General features: G+C 59.1%; 15 protein-coding genes. 10 read left to right on the forward strand and 5 right to left on the reverse strand.

Going from position 1 to position 21,328, the window contains the following annotated elements; all coding sequences use genetic code 11:
* The first annotated feature begins 192 nt into the window (after window positions 1-192).
* The 4 genes from FDY93_RS13810 to FDY93_RS13825 all read left to right on the forward strand — a co-directional run bounded on the left by FDY93_RS13810 (window position 193) and on the right by FDY93_RS13825 (window position 6,305).
* Window positions 193-1,860 (forward strand): VRR-NUC domain-containing protein, encoded by a 1,668-nt coding sequence (locus FDY93_RS13810; protein ID WP_138236336.1) that lies wholly within the window; start codon window positions 193-195, stop codon window positions 1,858-1,860.
* A complete protein-coding gene (locus FDY93_RS13815; protein ID WP_138236337.1) occupies window positions 1,857-4,361 on the forward strand; it encodes an ATP-dependent DNA helicase in 2,505 nt (834 codons plus the stop codon). The genes FDY93_RS13810 and FDY93_RS13815 overlap by 4 nt, the downstream gene beginning before the upstream one ends.
* 2 nt (window positions 4,362-4,363) lie before the next feature.
* The gene (locus FDY93_RS13820) at window positions 4,364-5,179 is read left to right on the forward strand and encodes a CLCA_X family protein (RefSeq protein ID WP_138236338.1); all 816 of its coding nucleotides are present in this window, start codon (window positions 4,364-4,366) and stop codon (window positions 5,177-5,179) included.
* Window positions 5,180-5,387: 208 nt separating this feature from the next.
* Window positions 5,388-6,305 (forward strand): mechanosensitive ion channel family protein, encoded by a 918-nt coding sequence (locus tag FDY93_RS13825; RefSeq protein WP_246068583.1) that lies wholly within the window; start codon window positions 5,388-5,390, stop codon window positions 6,303-6,305.
* On the opposite strand, the gene FDY93_RS19500 is transcribed toward FDY93_RS13825, so the two are convergent.
* Window positions 6,295-6,447 (reverse strand): hypothetical protein, encoded by a 153-nt coding sequence (locus FDY93_RS19500; RefSeq protein ID WP_166215906.1) that lies wholly within the window; start codon window positions 6,445-6,447, stop codon window positions 6,295-6,297. The two genes, FDY93_RS13825 and FDY93_RS19500, sit on opposite strands and share 11 nt — an antisense overlap.
* A 92-nt stretch (window positions 6,448-6,539) precedes the next feature.
* On the opposite strand from FDY93_RS19500, the gene modA reads away from it, so the two are divergent.
* From modA to modC, 3 genes are read left to right on the forward strand one after another with little or no spacing between them, the layout of a single operon-like run.
* Entirely contained in the window at window positions 6,540-7,364 is an 825-nt protein-coding gene (gene modA / locus FDY93_RS13830; RefSeq protein WP_246068584.1) for a molybdate ABC transporter substrate-binding protein, read from the forward strand.
* A complete protein-coding gene (modB, locus tag FDY93_RS13835; protein ID WP_220446197.1) occupies window positions 7,351-8,043 on the forward strand; it encodes a molybdate ABC transporter permease subunit in 693 nt (230 codons plus the stop codon). Before modA ends, modB begins: the two co-directional genes overlap by 14 nt.
* Entirely contained in the window at window positions 8,033-9,181 is a 1,149-nt protein-coding gene (gene modC, locus FDY93_RS13840) for a molybdenum ABC transporter ATP-binding protein (protein ID WP_138236339.1), read from the forward strand. The genes modB and modC overlap by 11 nt, the downstream gene beginning before the upstream one ends.
* 10 nt (window positions 9,182-9,191) lie before the next feature.
* Here the strand turns inward: modC and FDY93_RS13845 are convergent, their stop codons facing one another.
* The 3 genes from FDY93_RS13845 to FDY93_RS13855 form a co-directional block, all read right to left on the reverse strand.
* Window positions 9,192-9,998, reverse strand: coding sequence for a TOBE domain-containing protein (locus tag FDY93_RS13845; protein WP_138236340.1), 807 nt, complete (start codon window positions 9,996-9,998; stop codon window positions 9,192-9,194).
* Window positions 9,999-10,167: 169 nt separating this feature from the next.
* The gene (locus tag FDY93_RS13850; RefSeq protein ID WP_138236341.1) at window positions 10,168-13,341 is read right to left on the reverse strand and encodes an efflux RND transporter permease subunit; all 3,174 of its coding nucleotides are present in this window, start codon (window positions 13,339-13,341) and stop codon (window positions 10,168-10,170) included.
* Between the two features lie 5 nt (window positions 13,342-13,346).
* The gene (locus tag FDY93_RS13855) at window positions 13,347-14,561 is read right to left on the reverse strand and encodes an efflux RND transporter periplasmic adaptor subunit (protein ID WP_138236342.1); all 1,215 of its coding nucleotides are present in this window, start codon (window positions 14,559-14,561) and stop codon (window positions 13,347-13,349) included.
* A 373-nt stretch (window positions 14,562-14,934) separates the two neighbouring features.
* On the opposite strand from FDY93_RS13855, the gene FDY93_RS13860 reads away from it, so the two are divergent.
* The 3 genes from FDY93_RS13860 to xthA all read left to right on the forward strand — a co-directional run bounded on the left by FDY93_RS13860 (window position 14,935) and on the right by xthA (window position 18,993).
* Window positions 14,935-15,576: a TetR family transcriptional regulator gene (locus tag FDY93_RS13860; RefSeq protein ID WP_138236343.1), complete on the forward strand. Its 642-nt coding sequence runs from the start codon at window positions 14,935-14,937 to the stop codon at window positions 15,574-15,576.
* Between the two features lie 389 nt (window positions 15,577-15,965).
* Window positions 15,966-18,068, forward strand: coding sequence for a carboxy terminal-processing peptidase (locus FDY93_RS13865; RefSeq protein ID WP_138236344.1), 2,103 nt, complete (start codon window positions 15,966-15,968; stop codon window positions 18,066-18,068).
* Between the two features lie 109 nt (window positions 18,069-18,177).
* Window positions 18,178-18,993: an exodeoxyribonuclease III gene (gene xthA, locus FDY93_RS13870; RefSeq protein WP_138236345.1), complete on the forward strand. Its 816-nt coding sequence runs from the start codon at window positions 18,178-18,180 to the stop codon at window positions 18,991-18,993.
* Window positions 18,994-19,062: 69 nt separating this feature from the next.
* Here the strand turns inward: xthA and FDY93_RS13875 are convergent, their stop codons facing one another.
* On the reverse strand, window positions 19,063-21,270 hold the full coding sequence (locus FDY93_RS13875) for a hybrid sensor histidine kinase/response regulator (RefSeq protein WP_138236346.1): 2,208 nt from the start codon (window positions 21,268-21,270) through the stop codon (window positions 19,063-19,065).
* Window positions 21,271-21,328: the final 58 nt, after the last annotated feature.

Here is a 21,328-nt window from a genome sequence, read left to right on the forward strand (position 1 = left end):
TGATTGTGTGGCAAAAGAAATGCTTTATATGAAAAATGCTCCGTGAAAGAAACACCCGGCTATCCATCTAACAGCCACAATTCATATGACCACTAACGGAATGTCCGGTCGCGATCCCGTTTGTTCCCCTCGCCCAAGTGCTGTATAACCATCCAGTTTCATCCAGACAGCATCTGATCATACGCCGCAACCATGTCCGCCCCTGTTGAACTACCTTCAGACTATTACCTGGCGAACTTCCTCGCCCTCCTTGACTTCGTTATGTCTCGCTACGAGGACCTGCTATCAGCGGACGAGCGCGGGTTTTACGCAGATTTCCGAGCGCTGGATGTGGACAGCCAACGGCTGTACGTGCGGCTGCTGTCGCGCAAAGGCAGGCCCTCCGCAGCCGGTGCCCTGTTTCGCCAGCGCAAGCTCGCCTACGCCGAGATTGGTGACCTGTCTGCGGCCGCAGAGCGGCTGGTGCAGGTGGGATTGCTGCTGCGCAACCCCGATCTGGTGATTGCGGAAATTCTACCGCTGTTCAGCAAAGCGGAGCTGCTGCCACTGAGCGAAATACCCCTCCCCCAATCCGTCAAGCGGCCCGCGCTGGAACAGGTACTGCTGGCACAGGACATACCACCAGCAACCCTGCTTGCAGCCGAGCCGATTCTCGCGGTGCAGGCTGCGGTGCATTTTGACACCTTCAAACTATGCTTATTCGGCAATCTGAACCAGGACCTGACCGATTGGGTACTGCGGGATCTGGGCCTGTACCGCTATGAGCACTACCCGCTGGATCGCGAGAATCTGCCATTCCAGAGCCGCGCGCAAATCGAGCAACATCTCGGCTATTACGCTGCACTCGTGCACTTTGAGGAAGACATTGAGGCAGGGGCCGATGCGATTGCGGCCCTGGCGGCGCAGCTCCCGGTAAACACGCAGCAGGACGCCACTCTGCAACGCCGGCTCGACCGCCTGCGAGTCGCCATGGCCCGGCAACTGGAACGGCTGGATGCACTGGATGCGGCGGATCAGATTTACCGGGCCTGCGCGCACCCACCGGCACGGGAGCGGCGCGCACGCATAGCGGTAAAACGCGGCGATAGTCAGGCGGGGTTAGCGCTGTGCCGGGAGATACTCGCGGAACCTCTCGATGAAGCGGAAGCGATCTTCGCGGAGAGCTTCGGTTACCGCACCGCCAAACGGGAAAAAAACCTGCACGGATGGGAGGCGCCCGCGCGCTACCGACCACCGACCGAAACTGTCGCCCTGCCCGCAGCGCAGGAGTGCGTGGAGCTACTGGCGGCAGCGTGGCTGCAACAGCTCGGCGATTGCCACTACGTAGAAAATACCCTGTTTAACGGCGTGTTCGGGCTGTTTATTTGGGACATCGTGTTTGCGCCGGTTGCCGGGGCATTTTTCCATCCGTTTCAGATCGCACCCGGCGATTTCCGCACGCCGGACTTTTACCGCGCCCGTCGTGACATGTTCGAGCAGCGCCTCGGCGAACTGGCGGATGAGCGTTTTGCGGAGCGGGTCTGGCGAAATTTTGATGCGAAATACGGTATCGCCAATCCGCTTGTCGCCTGGGAGGCGTTGTCCGAGCCGCTGCTGCGTCTGGCGCTCACGCGCATCCCCACCGCACACTGGCTGGTACTGTTCCGACGCCTGCTGAGCGACATCACCAGTCACCGCAGCGGTCTGCCGGACCTGATCCTGTTTCCGGAAACCGGGGGCTACGAGCTGGTGGAGGTGAAAGGCCCCGGCGACCGGTTGCAACAGAACCAGCAGCGCTGGCTGGCATACTTCGCCCGCCACCGGATACCGCACCGGGTACTGCACGTCGAGTGGCAGCAGAATGACGGCAACCAGACATGACAACGCGTGAGACACTAAAGCTGTCGGTGGGCGAGCTGGTGGCATTTTCCTGCCGCCGCGGCGATCTGATGGCCGACGCCCCCGCCGGCCCAACGGCGCAGGAGGGCATCCGCGCACATCAGCGCTTGCAAAAAAAGCGACCGGCGGGCAGCGAGGCAGAATACCGGCTGCAAGTGGCCTGCCCGCTGGATGGCCAAACCGTACAGCTGAGCGGCCGCGTGGATATCCTGCACCCGCAGCAGGATTTGCATCGCCCGGCGCAACTGGATGAAATCAAGACCACCTACTGCACGCCGGATAAACTGCCCGAGGCGGTGCGGGACCTGCACTGGGCGCAGTTGAAAATCTATGGTTTCTGCTATCTGCTGCAGCGCCAGGAGGAAACCGGAAAGCGCCCTGCCCCGCAGGATCGCCTGCTGCTGCAGATGCTGTGGTACAACCTCAAACAGAAAAAATCGCACCCGGAACGACGCGAATTCAACTGGCCGGAGCTGGAAGACTTTGCCCACAATGCCATGCGCACGTACCTGAACTGGCACCACGCCTGGCAGCAGCACCGGCTGGCGGTGCGCACCAGTGCGCGCGCTCTGGAATTCCCCTTCCCGGATTACCGGCCGGGCCAGCGCGAACTGGCCATTGCCGCCTACCGCTGTCTGCGCGACGGTGGCGAGCTGGTGGTAGAGGCGCCCACCGGCATCGGCAAAACCGTGAGCACGCTGTTTCCGGCCGTCAAGGCGTTGGGGGAAGACCATCTGGATCAGCTGGTGTATCTCACTGCAAAAAATTCCGGCCGCCAGGTGGTGCGGGAAACTACGGCGCGTTTGCAGGCCCTCGGACTTGCGCTGTCGCTGCTGGAAATCCAGGCGAAAGACAAAACCTGTGCCTGCCGCCAGGGGCTTTGCAGCCCGGACGCCGACGGTATCTGTCCGCGCACCGTCGGTTTCTTTGACCGGCTGCCGCAGGCCCGCCAGCGATTGCTGGGAGTATCACGTCTCACACCCGACACCCTGGCAAAAGTGGCAGACGAGTTTCAGCTGTGCCCGTTTGAGCTATCGCTCCAGATGCTGCCCTGGGTGGATCTGGTGGTGTGCGATTTCAACTATGTATTCGACCCTCTGGTACGCCTGAACAGCCTGCAGACGGGCGACCGGCGCCGCGCGCTGTTGGTGGATGAAGCCCACAACCTGAGTGAGCGCGCCCGCGGCATGTACACCGCCGAGCTGACGCGCAAAGAGAGCCGGCAGGCGGCGCGGGATTGCACGGGTCTGCCGACGCTACGCCGGTCGATACAAGCGCTGGTACGCGCGCTGGATCAGTGGGTCGGAGAGCGTACCGACGCCGAACGCTTTGCGGCAGGGGCGGATCGGGACAATACCGAGGTGTGGGTGTCGCCGCTGACTAATCCGCCTACGCAGAACGCCGACGCGAAGCATGTACAACGCCCCGAAAGCGTAATGATGGCCGCGCACAAAGTGATGGCCACAGTCAGCCAGATGTGGGAGCAATCGCAACCACCACCGGAGGAAATCCGCGAATGGCTGCACAATCTGTATCGGTTTCTGACCATTATTGGACTGCCCGCTCTCCAGCATCGCTGCCTGACCCGGAGAGCGCATCCGGATACGCCCTGGCAGAAACAGGCACTGAAACTGTTCTGCCTCAACGCCGCGGAGTATCTGCAGCAGTGTTACCAGCATTTCCAGGGCGTGATTCTGTTCTCCGCCACCCTCCGCCCCGCGGGTTATATTCTTCCGCAGCTCGGGGTCGCGGCAGATGCTCCCTACTTCGCACTGCCGTCGCCGTTCGTCCCAGAGCAGATGGGCACTTTCCTGTGCCCCTTTGTTGATACCCGCTACCGCGCGCGGGACAGTGCCGCCGATGCATTGGTGGATCTGATTGCGCGGGTGTATCAAAGCCGCCCCGGCAATTACCTGGTATTTTTTCCCTCCTACCGGTTTCTGCAACAGGTGGCCGAGCGTTTCTCGGCACAGCATCCACAAGTGGATATCATCCAACAGACGGCCGCCGCCGGCGAGCTGGAGCGTGCAGCCTTTCTCGAGCGTTTCAGCGAAAACCGCCGCAGCCTGGGTTTCGCCATCATGGGTGGCATTTTCGGCGAGGGCATTGATTATGTGGGTGAGCAACTGGTGGGGTGTATTCTCGCCGGGGTCGGATTGCCGCAGATCAGCGAGGAACAGGAGTTATTGCGACACGCGATGGCGAGCACGGGCGGGAATGGTTTCGATATCGCCTACCGCTATCCCGGTCTCACCCGGGTGCTGCAGGCGGCGGGGCGCGTGATCCGCACCGAGACGGATCGCGGCGTGGTGATTCTGGCGGATACCCGCTTTGCCGAGCCATTTTACCAACCGCTGCTGCCGGCGCACTGGCGATTGCAAACCTGCGCCACCGGTGAGGCGTTATCGAACGCACTCGGAAATTTCTGGGCCTCAGCCAAAGGTATTGACCTGGCACCCACACTCAGGGCGGAAGTTGAATAGTCATGGTATCGAAACGCGAGTTCTACCGCCGGGGCCCAATACACAGCGACAGACAGCGCGACGGCCCCCCTGTGAGTTTTGTAGATGTGCGACGGAAATTTGGTTTCCGCGCCATCAGCATCGGCCGCTGGGTAACGGAGGCGGAGCGCGACCGCGCCGCGGGATTGTTCTACGACGCCCTGGCGGACCTGATGTCGATCCTGCGCGGGCCGGAGATTCTGATCTCCCTGCGCGAGACCCTCGCCTTCCAGTACGGTATCGGCGGGCGGCCGGGCACCATGGCCTTTTACGAACCGGCCACGCGTACCTTTTCCCTGGCAAAAAATGCCGGACCAGGCTCCATCGCGCACGAGTGGTTCCATGCGCTCGATCACTACCTGGCGGACAAGGCATTCGCGGATGCAGTTGGCCGCCGCGAACCCAGGCATATCTATGCCTCCGATGCCTGGTTGCGGGACGCGACACCGGTTCCCCACGGTATCAACGATCTGCTGTTCGCCTGCTTCCGCGCCATCATGCTCGACGAAAGCGGGGAAAACCCCAGCGCGCTGTTCCGCGTTTCCTGTGCCGCGGACAAGGCCAATGGCCGTGTGTATTACAGCGACCCCGCAGAAATCTGCGCGCGCGCCTTTGAGGCCTTCGTTCAGGACGCGAGTATCAGCAACAACTTTCTGGTCGCAGGCACCAAAGCCAGCGAAGAAGCACGCATGGGGCTGTATCCAACAGGCACGCACCGGCAGAGCATCAACGACGCGTTCGAGCGCTATTTTTTCCGCTTGGGGGGTGCGCTGCGCGCGGAGCAATTGCGCATTCCCTAGAAAAACGACTGCGCGGGCGCCTCTCGACCACCTCCTGCCACCTGCTCACTGCATTTTCAGTGGTCTCCCGTTGCTCATCGCGGCTTCCCTGGTTGCGGCAATTTCCTCCAATCAGCTACACTGCCGCCGGAATTAACCCACGCCAGCAGTGACCGCGCCATACTCTGATTCTCACCCCGGCGAATTGCGTTTGTGCCCGGAGAACACCATGCGATTGGCGACGCCTCTTCCCGATTACCGTATTACCGAGCCGTTCATGAGTAGCGATTTATTACGCCAATTACTGCACAACCAACTGGTCTGGAGCATTCTCCTGATTGTGGGTGTGGTGCTGGCGCGATACCTGCTCTCGCAGATGTTCAAGAATTCCAGCTGGGCGCGGCAGGATATCCGCCGCCGGATTCACATGGTGCACAACTTCGGCAACCTGGTGATGGTGGTCGGGCTGTTCGCCATCTGGGTCTCCGAGCTGCGGGATTTTGCCCTGTCGATCGCGGCGTTTTCTGTGGCGATTGTGATTGCACTGCGGGATGTGGTGCAGTGTCTGGTGGGAGGCATCTACCAGGCGAGCATGCGCTCCTTCACCATTGGTGACTGGGTGCGTATCGGCGACCAGTTTGGCGAGGTGATCGACAACAACTGGCTCAGCACCACCCTGCTGGAAATTGATCCCCACGGCCTCGGCAACGGTTATACCGGCACCACGCTGTATGTGCCGAACAGCGTGTTCTTTTCCCAATCGGTAAAGAATCTCAACTTCATGCGCCGCTATATCGAGCACACCTTTTCCATCGTGCGCGAGAGCAAAGGGCAGAATCCGTTTGTGGTCAAACAATTCATCACTGACCGCGTACTGCAATACTGCGAGTCCTTCAAGGACGTGGCGGAACGCTACTGCAAACTGATTGAAAACCGCATGGGCGTGGAGCTCGCCAGCACCGAACCGAAAATCGAGTTCCGCACCAGTGATATCGGCCACGACGTGCTGACCATCACCCTGTTCTGCCCGCGCGAAGCCGCCACCGAGATCGAGCAGAAGGTGACCGAAGACTTCTATCGTTTCTGGTACGGCAACACTGGCAGCAATACAGAAGCCGGCCAAGCCGCGACCCCAGTCAAAAACTGAACGTCATCTGACTGTAGATATAGCTCGTGGGGGCGGTATTATCCCCTGCGTTATCGGCACTGTGCGCCGCATAGGCGTCGCCTTTATCCAGCAGCGCCAGGCCAAATTCCGTCTGCCACTGCTGCCCGATAGGAATCTGCACACGTCCCTATGCTTGATCTGGCCCGCTATATACATGACTATATAGCGGTGGCAGATTATTTAGCCACGCCTGTCCACTCAAGGAGAATTGAAGTGCGAAGGTCACTGTGGGGTATTGTCATGCAGCGCAACATGCTGGTGATGAAAGGTCTGCTTGCGCTTGCGGTGATACTGGCAGGCAGCGCGCGCGCTGACGAGCTGACCGTGGCCGTGGCTTCGAATTTCACCGCGCCGATGCAGGAACTTGCGCGGCAGTTCGAGGCCCGCAGCGGGCACAAGCTCAAATTATCCTTCGGCTCATCGGGAAAGTTCTTCGCGCAAATCAGCCACGGCGCTCCCTACCATGCGTTCTTCTCTGCGGATCAGGCGAAGCCCGCCAAATTGGTAGAGCTGGAACTTGCCGATGCCAGTAGCCGCTTTACCTATGCAGAAGGCAAGCTGGCTCTGTGGTCCCGGAAGCCCGAGCTTGTTGACGCCGAGGGTGAAGTGCTAAAACGCGGCGAATTCCGCAAACTCGCACTGGCCAACCCGAAGCTGGCGCCGTATGGCGCAGCGGCGGTCGAAGTGCTTCAGCACTTGCAGCTGGAAGAGCAAACCAGAGCGCACTGGGTACACGGTGAGAACATCTCCCAGACCTACCAGTTTGTCGCGAGCGGTAATGCGGACCTCGGCATGGTGGCACTGTCGCAGATTCTGGAAAACAGAAAGGTCGCGGAGGGCTCAGCCTGGATTGTGCCCGCACAGCTCTACAACCCGATCCGGCAGGATGCCGTGGTACTGAAGCGCGGCGCCAACGCGCCAGCACTGCGTGAATTCTGGACTTACATACAGAGTGCCGAGGCGAAAGAGATCATCCGCGCCTACGGATACAGTACTCCGCCACAAGACGGTAACGGGCGCGATAATGCTGACAGATGACGACCTCGCGGCCATCTGGCTGACACTGCGCCTGGCCACCACCGTTACAATCCTGCTATTGATTATTGGCACGCCTCTCGCGTTGTGGCTCGCAAATACCCGATCCCTGGCAAAGGGCCCCGTGAGCGCTCTGGTAGCACTGCCACTGGTGTTGCCGCCCACCGTGATCGGTTTCTACCTGCTTATGTTCATGGGGCCATCCGGCCCCATTGGCCAGCTTACCGAGACGCTGGGGCTCGGCACCCTGCCGTTTACATTTTGGGGGTTGGTGGTGGCTTCCGTAATTTATTCACTGCCGTTTGTGGTCCAGCCGATCCGCAACGCCATTGAGGCGCAAGGCGCGCGCCCTTCAGAAGTCGCGGCAACACTGCGCGCCAGCCTCTGGGACCGGTTCTGGAGTGTAACGCTGCCACTCGCCAAACCCGGTATTCTCACCGCGTCCGTATTGGGTTTTGCTCATACGGTGGGTGAATTCGGTGTGGTACTGATGATCGGCGGGAATATTCCCGGTGAAACCCGAGTGGTATCGGTACAGATCTACGATCACGTGGAAGCGCTCGAATACGCTCAGGCACACTGGCTGTCTGCGGTGATGGTCGGCTTTTCATTTGTCGTGCTGCTTGCACTGTACCTGCTGCAGCAGCGCAAATCTGCGTTAGGAACGCCCTATGGGATTTGATCCCGACCTCCTTACTTCACCGGCGACAAGGATTCGCGGGTATTTCCACCTTCCCTTGCCACGCGGTGACAACGAGCGGCAATTCACCCTGGACGTGAAGCTGGATATTCCGGGACGCGGTGTGACCGGTATCTTCGGATCCTCCGGCTCCGGCAAGACCACCCTGCTCCGCTGTATCGCCGGGTTGCAGTTTTGTAAAAATGGCAGCCTCTCGGTCAAGGGGGAAGTGTGGCAGGGAATGGAAAAAACACTGCCGGTACACCAGCGCCCGCTGGGGTTTGTCTTCCAACAACCCAGTCTTTTCCCCCACCTGACCGCTGAACGCAACCTGTTGTTTGCGCGCAAGCGTGCCTGGAAATCGGTTTCACCGACGGAATATGAACAGATCATTGCACTGATGGGAATCGAGCATCTACTCGGCCAGCGGCCTGCTGCGCTATCCGGTGGCGAGCAACAACGTGTTGCCATTGCTCGGGCATTGCTGATCAAACCCAGCCTGCTGTTGATGGATGAACCACTCGCGTCCCTCGACCAGATGCGCAAACGGGAAATCCTGCCCTATCTGGAAAAACTGCACCGCACGCTGGATATCCCAATACTCTATGTCAGCCATGCCGTCGAGGAAATTGCCCGCCTCGCAGACCATTTGTTGCTGATGGAAGACGGCAAAATTGTACGCGAGGGACTGGCATCCGCGGTTCTCTCGCGCACAGATTTTCCGGTACCGTTGGGCGATGACCTGGGAGTAGTGGTTGACGCGCGAATTGCCGAGCGCAGCAGTGAGTGGCGCCTGGCACGGGTGCAGTTTCACGGCGGGGACTTGTGGCTGCGGGACAGCGGTGAGGCGATTGGCGAACCTATTCGCGTGCGTATTCTCGCCCGCGACATCAGTCTCTCCCTGGATGCCCATACGCGCACCAGTATTCTCAATCGGTTGCCGGTGCGGGTACAGGAAATAACGGCGGACAGCGACCCAGCCATGGTTTTGATGCGCCTTGAACCAAAAATGCAAAACGCCAGCACAACCACAGAGACGTGCCTGATTGCACGCATCACCCGCAGATCCCTACAGCAATTGAAAATCACGAAAGGAAGTGAACTCTGGGCGCAGATCAAATCCGTTGCCATTGTTCGTTAGCTACAGAAAATCACTCCATCATCAAAATCACGCTAGACGCCTTGAAGAAAGCACTGGCCTCATCCCCCACCGCCAGCGCCATCTCATTTACACTTTCGTTGGTGATGATGGCACCGATGGATTTGCCATTGCCGAGATCGAGGGATACATCGCTGTTCACTGCACCCGGTTCGATACGGCTCACACGTCCGCGGAACTGATTGCGCGCGCTGGTTTTCAGGACCGCCTCTTTGGCCAGGATGACCCAGGAGGCCTTGACCAGTGCCAGCGCGCTGATACCGGTTTCCAGGCCGAGCGTGCTGACACTTTCATCAGTGATTACCGCCACGAGAGGCTGCCCGGCACCGATATCTAGGATCACCTCGGCATTCACCGCACCGGCTTTGATCTTGGTTACCATGCCGCGAAACTGGTTGCGCGCGCTAGTCTTCATTGTCATGGTTCCCGCAAATTCAGCAACATCCGCAAACTCCCGCACCTTGCGCCCGAGGCGCTCGACAAATAGCGCGTGCTCTTCTTCCAGTGCGGAAAATCCGCGCAACACTTTTTCCCCCATCTCCGTGAGTGCAGTACCGCCACCCAGTGAGCCACCAGCACTGCGCACCACCAGCGGCGCACTGGAGAGATTGTTCATGGCGTCGATGCGATCCCATGCGGTTTTGTAGCTGATGCCCACCGCCTTTGCCGCGGCAGAGATCGAACCACACTGCGCAATGGCCCGCAGTAATTGCGCCTGCTGGCCGGCGAACGACGCTTTGCCGTTGCCACCAATCGCGAGGTTGCCGTGTAGTTGAGAGTGTCCGGATTTCTTTGTCATCGCTGCAGTCTACCGGGTTTACGAGTGTAAATCTCACGGACAATTTGGAGCCTTGGAAAATAAAGCTACTGCCTGGCTGCAGTCATCGTGGAACAAAAAAGGCCGGGCTGCTGAAGCATTACCCGGCCAAGGTTTACAGTCTGGTCAATTCCGCCGCGGCGGTTTCCCGTTACGCGGTCTCTGTGCGCGGTTCGGGCGATTTGGTGTCCAGCGCGAGCTTAGCGGCAATATCTTCGCTGTCGCTCGCGGCCTGTTTGCCACCGAACAGTTTCTGCACCACCACAAAGAACAGCGGGATGAAGAAAATACCCAGCAGTGTGCCCACGATCATGCCCCCCAGCACGCCGGTACCGATGGCCTGCTGCGCGCCGGAGCCGGCGCCGGAGGCGATCGCCAGCGGCAACACACCGAGACCGAACGCCAGCGAGGTCATGATGATCGGGCGCAGGCGGTCGCGCACCGCGTGCATGGTGGCCTCAATCAGCTCCATACCCGCTTCCAGGTTCTGCTTGGCAAACTCCACAATCAAAATCGCATTCTTGCTGGTCAGGCCCACGGTGGTGAGCATGGCCACCTGGAAGTAGATGTCGCGTTCGAAGCCGCGCAGGTTGCTCGCAAGAATCGCACCGAGGATACCCAGCGGGGCAACCAACAGAACCGCGGTCGGTACCGTCCAGCTCTCATACAGTGCCGCGAGGCACAGGAACACGATCAGCACCGACAGCACATACAACAGCGTGGTCTGCGAGCCGGCCTGCTGCTCTTGATAGGAAAGTGCAGTCCACTCGAGGCCGAAGCCTTCCGGAAGCTGGCTGACAAGACGCTCCATTTCCGCCATGGCTTCACCGGAACTCACACCGGGTGCGCCCTGCCCCTGGATCTGTACCGCCGGTACACCGTTGTAGCGCTCCAGGCGCGGCGAGCCGTACTCCCAGTCAAACGTGGCGAAGGAAGATACCGGCACCATCTCGCCGTTGCTGTTGCGCACGGACCACAGACGGAAGTCTTCCGGGTTCATACGGAACGGCGCATCCGCCTGCATGTACACACGCTTGATACGGCCGCGGTCGATGAAGTCGTCGATATACTGACCGCCCCAGGCAACGCCGAGAGTGCTGTTGATATCGCCGATGGAAACACCCAGCGCAGACGCTTTGGCATTGTTTACTTTCAGTTTGAACTGAGGTGTATCTTCCTGGCCGTTCGGGCGCACGCCGGTCAACAGCGGGCTCTGTGCGGCCATTCCCAGCAACTGGTTGCGCGCGTTGATCAGCGCCTCGTGCCCCTGGTTCGCATTGTCCTGAAGGTACATCGCGAAACCGGCAGAGGTACCCAGTTCCGGCATGGCAGGCGGCGAGAAGGCGTAGGCAATCGCGTCCTTGATCTGGCTCAGGGCGCCCATACCGCGCATGGCAACAGCATTGGCCTGCTCGGACTCTTCTTCGCGTTCGTCCCAGTCTTTCAACTTGATGAAGGCCATCGCGTTGTTCTGGCCGCTACCGGCAAAACTGAAGCCCTGCACCGAGAATACGGACTCCACCAGGTTGGCTTCATTGTTGAGGAAGTGATCCTCGAGTTTCTCGACCGATTCCATCGTGCGCTCCTGGGTCGCGCCCACCGGCGTCTGTACCAGCGAGAACAGCACACCCTGGTCCTCTTCCGGCAGGAAGGAACTGGGTGAGCGCACGAACAGGAATACCATCACTGCGCTCAACAGCACAAAGAGCACCATAAACCGGCCACTGCGGGCGAGAATACCGCGCACACCGCGCTGATAAGAGGCCGCGCTGCGATCAAAACTGCGGTTGAACCAGCCGAAGAAACCCTTCTGGCTGCCGTGGGAACCCGGTTTGAGCATGGTGGCGCAGAGCGCCGGCGTCAGCACGATGGCAACGATCACCGAGAACGTCATGGCGGCAACAATGGTTGCCGAGAACTGGCGATAGATAATGCCGGTGGAGCCATCCATAAACGCCATAGGCACGAATACTGCCGACAGCACCACACCGATACCGATCAGTGCGCCGGTAATCTGCTTCATGGATTTCTTGGTCGCTTCCTTGGCAGAGAGTTTCTCCTCGTGCATCACCCGCTCGACGTTTTCCACCACCACAATGGCGTCGTCCACCAGCAGGCCAATCGCGAGCACCATGGCAAACATGGTGAGCATGTTTACGGAAAAACCGAGCACCGAAAGCACCCCGAAAGTACCCAGCAGTACGACAGGCACCGCGATGGTCGGAATGATGGTGGCGCGCAGGTTTTGCAGGAACAGCAACATCACCAGGAAGACCAGGATGACCGCTTCCACCAGCGTCTGGATCACGCCCTTGATCGATACTTCCACAAACGGAGTGGTATCAAACGGAATCACTGTTTTCAGACCGGTGGGAAAGTTGGGGCTCAACTCCGCCAGTTTGGCCTTGACGGCCTCGGCAGTTTCCAGGGCGTTAGCACCAGTGGCCAGGGAAATCGCCACACCGGTGGCGGGCGCACGGTTATAACGGGTCAGGAAGTCGTAACTCTCAGTACCCATTTCCACCCGCGCCACATCACCGAGCGTCAACACGGAGCCGTCGGGGTTCGCCCGCAGAACCACATTGCGGAACTCTTCCGGTGTCTGCATACGGCTCTGCGCGGTGATGCTCGCGGTAAGCTGTTGGCCGTCCACCGCCGGGGTGCCGCCGAGGCTGCCGATAGCCACCTGGGAGTTCTGATTGCGTACGGACGTCATAATGTCGGTGGGCGTGAGCTTGTAGGCATCGAGCTTGTTTGGGTCCAGCCAGATACGCATGGCGTACTTGGAACCAAACACCTGGATGCTACCCACGCCGGGCACACGACTGAGCGGGTCGACGAGGTTGGACACCACATAGTCTGCAATGTCCTCTTTCTTCATGCTGCCGTCGGTAGACACAAAGCCCGCCACCATCAGGAAGCCGGCGCGCCCTTTACCTACCGTCAAACCCTGGCGCTGCACGATCTCCGGCAACAGCGGCATGGCCAGCTGCAGCTTGTTCTGCACCTGAACCTGCGCAATATCCGGATCGGTGCCATTGGCGAACGTCAGGGTGACTTCCGCCGTGCCGATGGACTGGCTGGTGGCAGACATGTACAGCAGGCCATCGAGGCCTTTCATGTTCTGCTCGATCACCTGGGTCACCGAGTCCTCAATCACCTTGGCGGAGGCACCCGGATAGGCGCCACTGATGGAAACCACTGGCGGGGCGATATCCGGGTAGCGTTCTACCGGCAATTTGGATATCGCAAGGCTGCCAAACAGCATCACGACTATAGCGATCACCCAGGCAAAAATTGGGCGATCAATGAAAAATCCTGCCATCGCTATTACCCCTTGCTGGCGTCGCTCTGTGCTTGTTCGGTTTTGCGTTCCGCAGATTGATTGGATGGCGCAGGCAGATCCACCGGCGCTGGAGCGGCGGCCTCACCCGGATTCACCACCACACCGGGGCGGACTTTCTGCAGCCCTTCAACGATCACGCGATCGCCCGCCTTCAGGCCGCTTTCCACCAGCCAGGAACTTCCCACGGTCTGGGATACCTGCACCGGACGCACCTCTACGGTGTTGCCTTCGCCCACCACCATCGCAGTGGTATTGCCCTTCGGATCGCGGGCAATGCCCTGCTGCGGCACCAGGATGGCGTTTTCACGCTGGCCACTGCCCACCGAGGCGCGCACATACATGCCCGGCAGCAGCGTGTGTTCCGGGTTCGGCACCACCACACGCAACCGCACACTGCCGGTAGTCGGGTCGACACTCACTTCAGAGAATGCGAGTTTGCCAGCGTGGGGATAGGGACTGCCGTCTTCCAGCAGGATGGTCACTGGCAGATCGTCGGTGCTCTCCATGGTGCCCGCTGCCAGCGCCTTGCGCAGGTTGAGCAGCTCGCTGACCGACTGGGTCAGGTCCACATAGATAGGGTCCAGCTGCTGGATAGTCGCCAGCGCGGTCGCCTGATTGGTGGTCACCAGGGCACCCTGGGTAACGGAAGAGATCCCAATGCGGCCGCTGATCGGCGCACTGATCCGGGCGAAATCCAGCGTCACCTTGCTGCGCTGCACCGCGGCCTTTGCCGCCGCCACATCGGCCTTGGCCTGTTGCAATGCGGCAACCGCGGAATCGTTGTCCTGCTTGCTCACAGCGCCGGTCTTTACCAGGGCTTGAGTACGATCCGCCTGCAGCTTTGCAACATTCAGCGAGGCTTGTGCTCGCTCCAGCGAAGCGCGGGCGCTGTCGTAATCCGCCTGGTAGCGGGCATCATCCAGTTGATACAGGGCGCCCCCCGCCTCTACCAGACCGCCTTCTTTAAACAGCTGGCTTTTGACGATGCCGTCCACCTGGGGACGCACTTCCGCCACTTTGTAGGGATTGGTGCGCCCCGGCAGTTGACGGGTCAGGGTGACGGGTTCGGTGGTGAGGGTAACGACGGTAACCTGTGGCGCGTGTCCCTGCATGGCCTGCTGTTCTTCTCCGCAGGCTGACAACAGTGCTACGACAAGCAACAGGCTGCCGGAGATCAGCGACTTCTTCTTCTGCAACATGACGACCTCGTAATTGCATCCATACCGGCGCCCAGGCAGGCACCACTGAAGATTAAATTCTTGATAAAAAACAGCGCCCTCGGCCTGGACCTGATGGACCAGTCCGAGAGCGATGCACTCAAACGACCGTGACGGGCTGACTGAATACCCGGTCAGTTCGAAAGAGAAATGAGTCACCAGACATATATGACTTAATGACGACTTGGCCCGAATTTAAATACATTCATGAATGAATATCAAGTATTTATTCATGCGTGAATGTAAAGTAAGATCAACGCCGCGCTCACTGGCCCCTCCCGGGCCCGCTTGAACTTCCACGCAACTGGCCGAGCCGGTGTGTGGGCAGCCCACACCGATCAATCAGGTAGTAACAATGGCCAAACGCACAAAGGAAGACGCACAGGAAACCCGCGAACGGATTCTCGACGCGGCAATTGAAGTCTTTGACCAGCGGGGCGTTTCCCGCCCCTCCCTCTCGGAAATCGCCGAGTTGGCGGGCGTCACTCGCGGTGCGGTATACGGCCACTTCCAAAACAAGACCGATCTGTTCAGTGCTCTTGCCGATCGCATCCAGCTGCCAGACGAATCCCTCTGCCAGGCGCCGCAGCAGTCCTGCGACCCCCTCGGCGAACTGCGTACGCGCTGGCTGTTCCTGTATCGGGAACTAATGGCCAATGAGCAGTTGCGCAGAATTTTCACCATCATCCTGATGCGCTGCGAATGGGTGCCGGAAAACGGTGAGATCAACCAGCGCTGTGCCCAGGGGCACGCGGAGGGCACTGTGCGCCTGCGCAACCTGATTGAAAACGCCGTGTCCGTCGGGCAGTTGCCAGCAGACCTGGATATCCAGGTGGTGGTACCGGTAATACACGCCGGTATTCTCGGCCTGCTACAGGAGTGGCTGATGAATACCGAGGCGTTCAACATCGCCGAGGTGGGCGCCCGCCACGTGGAGGCGATGATCGAGATGCTGCAAACCTCCCGCCACCTGTGTAAACAGGCCGTCCACGCCTGATCCAGAGGGTCTGACCGACACTTGCCAGCAGGCAACAGCGTGAGGGGGTATTGTGCAGGGCAAATATGGCAGTGGCGCGCGCCCTATCGCAGAACAGCCTCGGTTGATCGAGTTTTGTGCACCAACCCCCGGGGCCTGCTGAAATTTTGAACACCCGTCAGTGGCAGACTGAGTAATTTCCCATCGACCATTCGCTGGTGGCGGCAAAAACGTTTTACAGATCAGCGCAAAGAGGACACCTTTCGCCTTGTATCGGAAGCATTGCATGCCTTTCGGAGCTTTCAGCCTTTATACTTGTCCTAAGCTATAAGTCGCCACTGCCCGGAAGCCCTCTTCCGGCCGTTCAGCCAGTGGGGCGCCTTGAAGTAGGACGTATAAAGAGACTCCTTATGCTTAGCAACCGAATAGCCGCATTGGTTTCCGGCCTTTCCTTTTCCTTCCTGGTACTCATCTCGCCACTCGCACTGGCGGAAATCGAAGATCTCAAACCCCATCAAGACCAGGGGGGCACCGCCCGCGAGATCGTCAGCAAGCTTGAGATGCTGCACTACAACAAGCTCAAGGTGGGCGACGAAATGTCCTCGGGGCTCTGGGACGAGTACATCGACAGTCTCGATCCGAGTAAAAGCTACTTCCTCTCTTCAGATATTGATGAGTTTCGCCAGTGGCGCACCAAGCTTGACGACGACCTGAAGGCCGGCAATGTGGATCGCGGATTTGCGATCTACAACCGCTATCGCCTTCGAGTGTCTGATCGCCTCAATAACATCATTTCCCAGCTGGACAACGGCCTGCCGAAATACGACTTCAGCGTCAACGAATCCCTCGAACTGGACCGGGAAGACAGCCAGTGGCCGCAGTCCATAAGCGCTGCGGATGATCTCTGGCGCAAGCGTATGAAGGGCAGCGTGTTGAGCCTGCGTCTCACGGGAAAAACCGATGATGAAATCGCCGACTTGCTGAAGCGCCGCTACAAGGGCCAGCTCAAGCGCCTGGGCCAGCAAAATTCAGACGACGTGTTTGAGCTCTACATGAACTCCCTCACCCGCCTGTACGACCCGCACAGCAATTATCTGTCGCCGCGCTCGCTGGAAAACTTCAACATGAGCATGTCGCTGTCGCTGGAAGGTATCGGCGCCGTGCTGCAAATGGAAGACGAGTACACCAAGGTTGCACGCCTTGTGGCCGGTGGCCCCGCCGATCGCACCGGCAAGATCAAGCCGAACGACAAGATCGTGGCTGTGGGTCAGGACAAGGAAGGCGAAATGGTCGACGTGGTCGGCTGGCGCCTGGACGACGTGGTGGACCTGATCCGCGGCGCCGCTGGCAGCTACGTCCGCCTTGAAACCATTCCCACCGGTGGCGACGGCACGCACCGCACCATCACCATCCAGCGCAGCAAGGTGAAACTGGAAGACCAGGCGGCGAAGAAAGCCGTGTTTGAATTCACCGAGGGCGACCAGACCTACAAAGTCGGTGTGATCAACCTGCCCACGTTTTATATCGATTTCGAGGCCTATCGTCGCCGCGATCCGAACTACAAGAGCACCACCCGCGACGTAGCCCGCCTGCTGGATGAGCTGGAAAAAGAAGGTGTGGACGGTGTGGTATTGGACCTGCGCAACAACGGCGGCGGCTCCCTGCAGGAAGCCACCATGCTGACCGACCTCTTTATCGATCAGGGCCCGGTGGTGCAAATTCGCCACGCCAATGAGCAGATCTCCCGCCACAACCGCTCGCGCTCCCGCGCCATGTATCGCGGCCCGCTAATAGTCCTGATCAACCGTCTGTCTGCATCCGCATCGGAAATTTTTGCCGGCGCCATTCAGGACTACAATCGCGGCCTTGTAGTGGGCAACCAGTCATTCGGCAAAGGCACGGTGCAAACTATGGCACCGCTCAAAGAAGGTCAGCTGAAGATCACCCAGTCGAAGTTCTACCGGGTTTCCGGTGACAGCACTCAGCACGCGGGTGTGTCTCCGGATATCAGCATGCCGCAGTTGATCGACAGCGAAAGCGTCGGTGAGAGCGCCTACGATACCGCCCTGCCCTGGGACCGTATCCACGCAGTGCGCCACGCCAAGTATTTCAACCTGAAAGAAATGCTGCCTGAGCTGACCCGCAAGCACGAAAAACGCACGGAAACCGATCCGGATTTCGTGTACCTGCGCGAGCAGTTCAAGTATCAGATCGACCAGACCAACAAGAAAGCCGTATCCCTGAATGAATCGGTGCGCGAACAGGAGCGCGAACAGATGAATCAGGACGTCCTGGCGATGGAGAACAAACGCCGCCTCGCCAAAGGCCTTGAGCCTTACGAGAGTTTCGAGGCGCTTGAGAAAAGTGAATCCGAAGATACCGAGCCAGTCGGCGGGCCAGTGGAAATCACTCTGGAAGATGACCCCGTGCTGAACGAAGCCGGCTTTATCATGGCAGACTTCATCGGGCTCACCAAACGTAGCAGTTCACCGCAGGTTGCCAACTTCGACTGAGTTGTAAACAAAAACAGGCCGGGCAAACCGGCCCTGAATCACGCCAGGCCCGGCATTCGCACGACGAATCCCGGGCTTTGGTTTTTTGAGAATTTAGGGGAGGGAAGAATTGAAAGTTATCTCATTTAACGTCAACAGCATTCGTGCGCGCCTGCATCAGATGGAAGCGCTGGTGCAGACCCATTCGCCGGATATCATCGGCTTGCAGGAAACCAAGGTTACGGACGAGGAATTCCCACTCGATGTCATGCGGGATCTCGGGTACGAGGTGATCTACTTCGGCCAGAAAACCCACTATGGTGTCGCCCTGCTCTCCCGCTACCCATTTCTGAAAAAGCAATATGGTTTTCCCACCGATACCGACGATGCCCAGCGCCGCCTGGTTGCGGGACAGTTCGACATCGGCGCCGACAAGCCACTTACCGTGATCAACGGCTACTTCCCGCAGGGAGAAAACCGCGAGCATCCAATCAAGTTTCCGGCCAAGCGCAAGTACTACGCCGACCTGGATGCCTACCTGAATAGTGAGTGTGACAAGAATGCACCGGTGCTGGTGGTGGGGGATATGAATATTTCCCCCACTGACCTCGACATCGGCATTGGCGAGCCCAACCGCAAACGCTGGTTGAAAGATGGAAAGTGCAGCTTTCTACCGGAAGAGCGCGAATGGCTGGAAAAATTGCAGGGCTGGGGATTGGTCGATACCTTCCGGGCGCAGAACCCGGAAACCAATGACCTGTACAGCTGGTTCGATTACCGCAGCCGCGGCTTTGAGCGCGAACCACGCCGGGGCCTGCGCATCGATCTGATTCTCGCCAGCCAGTGTCTTGCCGAGAAATGCGTGGCAACCGGCATCGACTATGATATCCGCGGAATGGAACGCCCCTCGGATCACGCGCCGGTATGGGCGGAATTCAAGCTCTGATTCACTGTTTGGCTATCAGGGTGCTATCGCGGCCCGCGAAATAGCACCCTTTTGCCGATACGGTATCGGTCACTCCCCGAGCCAACGCTCCAGGGTTTCCGACAGACTGTCTTTACTGAGGGGCTTGGTGAGGAAGTCATCCATCCCCGCCGCCAGACAACGCCCCTCAAACTGCTCTTCCGTGGTACTGGTCAAGGCGATAATCGGCAGACGGTCATCGGGGGAGAACTCACTCTCCCAATGGCGCAGCCGCTCGATGATCTCCGCACTGTGAGCGGTATTTTGCTGGCAGTCCACCAACAGAAGGTCATAGCTCTTGCCTGGCAACTGGGCGATGGCCGCGTCCACCGACGGCACGACCTCCACCTGATATCCCAGCGCCTGCAACATCTCTTCGGTAACTCCCTGGTGCTGGCGGGACTCTTCAATCAATAACAGCTTACGCTTGCGACTGGTCTCCGCACCGGAGCAGACCACCCGGCGGCTGGTTTTCTTGGCACCGCCGAACAGGCGCACGACCAGCGCATCATGGAATTCTTTGCGAGTCAGCGGGCGCGGCAAATACTGCGCTTCCGGAGACACTGCGGCGAGCGGCGCAAAATGCTTTTTGTGCCCCAAACTCCCCAGGCACAACAGCGGGAATCTCACTGCAGACTTACCTGAGGCGGAACTGATCACCTGCGCCACCCCGCTCAGTAGTCTAGAGTCGCTCATGGCCGGCGCCAGAATCACCAACTGCCCTCGCGCCGCAGCCTGCAATAGCTCGTCAGTGGGCTCGGTACTGCCATCCGCCCAGTTCTTGCTGGTCACTTCCATGCCGAATGACTGCAGCATCTGCGCAATTCCAGTAACGAACAGACCCTTTTGGTGCAATAGCAGCACCTCTGTGTCCTGCAGGCGCCGATCCGGCTCGAGATAAATACGCTGATTGGGTTCAATCTCGAATTTGATCACCGCGAGATAGCGGTTGCCGTCGTCTGACGAATGCAATTGCAGGAAACCGCCCATGGCTTCCGCCAATCCCCTCGCAATATTCAGGCTGAGACCGGTCGTGACCTGAGTGGTGTCCTGCCGCGAAAACGCGCCGAACAATTCGGACTCGTCTGGCAAAATTTCACCGCAGCCGTTATCGCTCAGCTTGACGGTCAACTGCCCTTCCCCGGCGCTCAGCTGCTCGAATGCGGCCTCACCCCAGAGTTCGCCGCTTTGGGCGATTACCGTCGCAGAGTCCACCAGATTGCGGATCAGCTGGGCGGTCTTGCGATTGTCGCCAGTCACCATCACTGGCAGATCCTCGCTGATCTGAAAATTGAACTCGAGGCGCTGACGTTGGGCCGCGCGGGCGGCCACTTTGAACGACTTTTCCAGAGTGCGCACCAGATTGAACGGCGCTCTGCGCAAGTGGATATCCTTGCGGGCCACTCGGGTGAACATCCCTACGTTGTCGACCAGTTTGAGCTGTTGATTATTGGCGTATTTCGCCAACCGCAGCCACTCCCGCTGGCGCTCAGACAGCCGGTCGCCCTCCAGTAGCGCCAGCGCACCCAGTGAGTCCGACAGCTGACTGCGGAACTCCTGCCCCACGTTGACCAGAAACTCATTGGTGACTTCCACCGCGGCATCTGAATTCTTACGTGCCGCGGCAAGCTTGCTTGCCTTTTGCTGCAACTCCTGCATCGCCGCCACCCGATCCCAGTAGTTTTCCGACTCGCGACGCGCCTGGTGGGCCATCAGCCACACGAAGGCGAGTGTCAGCGCACCGTAAATCGCCCCGAGGAGCTCCCCGGTCATAAACCCCTGCAGTGCAACGGGAATCAGGGAAGCCGCAAAAAACCAGGTAAGAAAACGGTAATAAGGTGCGAATACCGAAGCCACACTCGCACAGAACACGACCGTGTACAGCCACAGGAATTGGGTGGAAGGTGAAAATCCCAACAGGAATACATGGCAGAACAGAATGATGCCCCACCAGATAGCGCCAATTGTGGAGGCGAGGAAGTAGCGGTGCCGCCAGCGCTTCGGGCCGGTGGCATAGATTTGTTCAAAGCGGAACACATAGTAGCCGCGCACCAGAGTGACCAGCACCAGCCCTATGGCCAGGACCAGTACCAGCCTGGGAGCCATACTGCGCAGTTCACCGATGGCAATAGCGATGGCAAATGCCGCCAGACTGAACAACAAACCCCGGCGACTGTACTTTGCGATGCGGGTATCGGTGTTGCGGCAGACACGACGGTCCTTCTGGACCTTCAGTTCGGGGTGATCAAATAGCGGCATAAGACAATTCCGGTGAACGCTCCCTGTACCCAGTCCCGCGCGGATGGCGCAGGGGCAG

This window comes from Microbulbifer harenosus (assembly GCF_005771435.1).
Classification (GTDB): Bacteria; Pseudomonadota; Gammaproteobacteria; order Pseudomonadales; family Cellvibrionaceae; genus Microbulbifer; species Microbulbifer harenosus.